A 4623-nucleotide genomic window follows, 5' to 3' on the forward strand; every position below is an offset into this window, starting at 1 on the left:
GGTCCACATCCAAGCTCTGAATCATACTTCAGCGACAAGCGGAATCCCTCAAATCCGATTTTCCAAACAGCCTCTAAAATAGATAGATATGTGTCTATCAAATAGATCGTGTTTGTAGATTAATTTTAATTATTGCATGTCTGTTGATTGGCCGTAAAGTGTTTGTAAAGATTACCTGTCCAGGAGATTCTTAGGACTTTGGCGAGACATTGCTGACTATTGGCTCCGTAGCCCGTCGTTCCATCGCCGAAGCGCCGGGTCCCGCTCGTTGTGTCGCGGTCTGTCAGCCAGCGGCTTCCGCGCTCTACGGCGCGGGCGGGTCCACTGCCCGGACTGGGCCCGTTGATGAACGACGCCCACACGAGCGGAAAGCACGAAAGCAGCAGATTGAGCCCGCAGGATAAGCTGGGATGGCTTGTAATTGGCGGGGATTCGATATCGCCGGTGTGCCACTCGCCAGAGTGCCGCCTGTCCAGGCCGATGGGTTTGCTATAACGCTCAGCAAAGGGCCCAAGTTCGGGTAACAGCTCAAACCCGGCTATTTCGGCCAACCGACGCCCAAGGGATGATAATGCGCAAAGGTATACTTCTGGCCGGCGGCTCAGGAACGAGGCTCTACCCCCTGACGAAGGCGGTCTCGAAGCAACTGATGCCGGTATACGATAAGCCTATGATCTATTATCCGCTGTCGACACTGCTTCTTACCGGCGTGCGCGAAATCATGATCATCACGACCCCCCATGACCAGGCATCGTTCAAAGCGTTGTTGGGTGACGGGAGCGCGTGGGGCATAAGCCTACAATATGCGGTCCAGCCTGAGCCCGGCGGTCTTGCCCAGGCCTATCATATCGGGGCGGATTTCGTTGGCGACGCATCCTCGATGCTAGTGCTCGGCGACAATATTTTCTACGGTCACGGGCTGATCGACCTGTTGTCCTCCGCCACCGCCCGTACCGACGGTTCGACGGTCTTTGGCTATTTCGTGCAGGATCCCCGATCCTATGGCGTAGTGTCCTTCGACAAAAGTGGCCGGGCGGAAACGATTGAGGAGAAGCCGGCGGAACCGAAGTCGAACTACGCCGTTACAGGACTGTATTTCTACGACTCCGACGCGGTTCGGCTTGCTCGCTATCTCAAGCCCAGCCGGCGCGGCGAACTGGAGATCACCGACCTCAACCGGATGTATCTCGATGCCGGCAAGCTGAATGTCCAGATCATGGGGCGCGGTTACGTATGGCTTGATACCGGCACACATGCCTCGTTACTCGATGCCGCGCTATATGTGCGCATCACCGAGGATCGTCAGGGACTTAAGATCTGCTGCCCGGAGGAAATTTGCTGGCGGCAAGGTTTCATTGATGATGCGCAGCTGGAAGAGCTTGCGGCGCCTCTGCGAAAAAGCGGATATGGCGAGTATTTGATAGGCCTGCTGTACGGAAAGGCTGCGCTGTGAACGTCATAGAGACGGCTATTGCGGGGCTTCTTATCCTCGAGCCGACGGCGTATGGCGATGACCGCGGTTTCTTCCTGGAAAGCTGGAACCGTCGCCGGTTTGCCGATTTCGGGCTTGATCTTGAGTTCGTACAAGACAATCACAGTCGCTCTGCCGCCGGAGTGTTGCGTGGGCTGCATTTTCAGGATCCAAATCCGCAAGGCAAGCTTGTGCGCGTGGTGAATGGTCGCGCATGGGACGTGGCGGTCGACATCCGCGCGGGCTCTGCAACTTTCGGCAAATGGGTTGGCGTCGAGCTATCGGCCACCAACAAGCGCATGTTCTGGGTTCCGGACGGATTCGCGCACGGCTTTCTTGCGCTGGAGGATGACACCGATTTCCTCTACAAATGCACGAGCTATTTCGAACCCGCGAACGAGCATTCCCTGCAATGGAACGACCCAATCCTTGGAATCGATTGGCCACTGGATGGGCTCGAACCGCAGCTCTCAGGCCGGGATAGGGTAGGCATGCCCTTCGCCGCGATTGCGACGGTCGCATGAAGGCGTTGATCGTCGGCGGCAGGGGGCAGCTGGGACGCGGCCTTGCCGCGACCAGTCCGGCAGGAACATGTATCGTCAGTCACGACCTCGATACGCTCGATATCACGGATGCGAGCAGTGTCCGCGCGATGATTAGGGTGGAGCGGCCCGATCTCCTGTTCAATGCGGCTGCTTATACCGCAGTCGACAAGGCGGAAGGCGACGAGTCCGCGGCATACGAGGTAAATGCAGTCGCGGTTGGCATCCTCGCAGACGCGGCGCGCGCGATCGGCGCGCGCTTTGTCCACATCTCGACCGACTTCGTCTTCGACGGGACTTCCGGCATACCATATGCTCCCACCGCGCCGACCAACCCGCTGAGTGCCTATGGCCGCACTAAGCTGGCTGGAGAGAAACGTGCCGGCGAAGATGCGCTGATTGTGCGCACCGCGTGGGTTTACGCCCCGATCGGCGCCAATTTTGTCCGCACGATGATCCGCTTGATGGGCGAACGGCCGCAGATTCGCGTCGTTGCCGATCAGATTGGCACGCCAACCTACGCGCCGGGTCTCGCTGCGGCCCTTTGGTCTCTGGCGGGACAGGAACGCATTGGACTGTATCATTACACCGATTCGGGTGTCGCCAGCTGGTACGACTTTGCCGTCGCGATCCAGGAGGAGGCGCTTGCCGCCGGACTGCTCGAGCGCGCTGTGCCGGTGGTGCCGATCAGTTCGGCCGCGTTTCCGACTCCTGCGCGCCGCCCGCAGTATTCGGTGCTCGACAAGAGCTCGACCTTTGAGGCGCTCGGCGGGGCGGCGCCGCACTGGCGAAGCAATTTGCGCGTTCTTATCGGCGAGATCAGCACCAATGGCTAATATGATCGTGACCGGCGGCGCCGGCTTCATCGGTTCGAATTTCGTGCGTCATTGGCGGAGCGTTGCGCCGGACGATGCAATCGTGGTCCTCGATATTCTGAGCTACGCGGGACATCCTGCAAATCTCGACGGTCTGGACGGCGTCACTCTCATTCCAGGCGACATTTGCGATACGCCGCTTGTTAGCCGTCTCATTGCGGATCATGCGATCGACACGATCGTACATTTCGCGGCCGAGACCCATGTTGATCGATCGATCACAGGACCCGACGCTTTTGTTACGACCAACGTTGTCGGCACGCACAGCTTGCTCAAGGCGGCAAAGACCGCCTGGCTCGATCAGGGCGGCGGCAAGCCGCACCGCTTCCACCATGTCTCGACCGACGAAGTTTACGGTACACTCGGGGCGGACGATTTGGCGTTCAGCGAAGTGACGCCCTATGCGCCGAATTCGCCTTATGCCGCGTCAAAGGCCAGCTCTGATCATCTCGTGCGAGCCTATCACCATACGTATGGGTTGGAGACGACGACCAGTAATTGCTCGAACAATTATGGCCCATTCCAATTCCCCGAAAAGCTCGTTCCCTTGTTCATACTAAACGCGCTCTCAGGCAAGCAGCTGCCCATCTATGGCGACGGGAAGAATGTGCGCGACTGGTTGCACGTCGCGGATCATTGCCAGGCAATTGAGCGCATCCTTCGTGGCGGTCGCATTGGTGAAACCTATAATATTGGTGGCGGCCAAGAACTTCCCAATTTTGCGGTCGTCGACGAAATCTGTCGTGGCGTGGATGCTGCGTTCGCGGTGGACGCGACGCTCGCTACGCGGTTTCCGGCGGCACCTGCCGCGCAGGGGCGGTCGACAGCAGAGCTTAAGAGCTATGTAGAAGATCGAAAGGGCCACGATCGGCGATATGCGATTGACGCCAGCAAGATTCACAGCGAGTTGGGCTACGTCCCGGCGCGCGATTTCCCGCGAGGGTTCGCAGATACGCTGGCGTGGTATCTCGCGGGCGAGCAATGGTGGAAACCGCTGCTAGCGCGAGCCGCGCTCGCTGTCTGAGGGGCGGTCGTCGGCCACCACCCCAGTCGATGCCCATCGAAGTGACTGTGGGACGCGCGTGCCTAGCCGAATGCGAAGCCTAGTGGACCTTGACGTAACCCCCGTTATCAGGCCGCTGATAACTTTGCTGCGGTGTCCATTTGATTTGCTGCCCATTCTTGGGCTGTGACGTGACCCTGACGTGACCCCCGTCTTTCATCCAGCCGCAACCAGAGACCGACCATTGTTGTCGCGCAGGAGCGCGGGTGAGGCAACGGGCGGGTTTAAACCCGTCCGTTGCCTTTCGAGTTCCGCGGCGAAGGCCGCTGGTGTGGCGTAGCCGAGTGAGGAATGTGGTCGCTCGGTGTTGTAATCGTCGACCCAGCTTGCGAGGATCGAGCGCGCCTGGCGGACCGTGAAGAACAGCGTCTCGTTGAGCAGTTCGTCGCGCATGCGACAATTGAAGCTCTCGACGAACCCATTCTGCGTCGGCTTGCCCGGCGCAATATAGTGCCATTCGACGCCAGCATCGCCCGACCACGCAAGCACCGCGTTCGAGGTCAGTTCGGTCCTCTTGTCGCTGACGATCATTTTGGGCGCACCGCGCTCAGCGATCAGATCGGCCAGCTCGCGCACGACCCGCTTGCCCGAGAACAGAGGTGGCTCGGCAAATTTGGACAGGCTGTTAAGTGGAGTTTCTGCCTGAAGGTGGCCAGCATGGCTGCCGAACAG

5 protein-coding genes are annotated in these 4623 nt (G+C 59.1%); 4 read left to right on the forward strand and 1 reads right to left on the reverse strand.

The annotated features are described in order from the left end of the window. Nucleotides 1-571: 571 nt before the first annotated feature. The 4 genes from rfbA to rfbB are packed head-to-tail and all read left to right on the forward strand — an operon-like array spanning nt 572 to nt 3912. Nucleotides 572-1453 (forward strand): glucose-1-phosphate thymidylyltransferase RfbA, encoded by an 882-nt coding sequence (rfbA, locus tag QN347_RS18750; protein WP_322161334.1) that lies wholly within the window; start codon nt 572-574, stop codon nt 1451-1453. Beyond that, complete coding sequence (rfbC, locus tag QN347_RS18755) at nt 1450-1995, forward strand: dTDP-4-dehydrorhamnose 3,5-epimerase (protein ID WP_322161333.1); 546 nt, start codon at nt 1450-1452, stop codon at nt 1993-1995. The genes rfbA and rfbC overlap by 4 nt, the downstream gene beginning before the upstream one ends. Continuing rightward, entirely contained in the window at nt 1992-2849 is an 858-nt protein-coding gene (rfbD, locus tag QN347_RS18760) for a dTDP-4-dehydrorhamnose reductase (protein ID WP_322161332.1), read from the forward strand. The genes rfbC and rfbD overlap by 4 nt, the downstream gene beginning before the upstream one ends. Continuing rightward, nucleotides 2842-3912 (forward strand): dTDP-glucose 4,6-dehydratase, encoded by a 1071-nt coding sequence (rfbB, locus tag QN347_RS18765; RefSeq protein ID WP_322161331.1) that lies wholly within the window; start codon nt 2842-2844, stop codon nt 3910-3912. The genes rfbD and rfbB overlap by 8 nt, the downstream gene beginning before the upstream one ends. A gap of 195 nt (nt 3913-4107) precedes the next feature. On the opposite strand, the gene QN347_RS18770 is transcribed toward rfbB, so the two are convergent. Then, a partial coding sequence (locus QN347_RS18770) for a transposase family protein (RefSeq protein ID WP_416350896.1) occupies nt 4108-4623 on the reverse strand: 516 nt, incomplete at its 5' end.

The sequence above is a fragment of the Sphingomonas sp. 10B4 genome (assembly GCF_035019905.1).
GTDB classification, from domain to species: Bacteria; Pseudomonadota; Alphaproteobacteria; order Sphingomonadales; family Sphingomonadaceae; genus Sphingomonas; species Sphingomonas glacialis.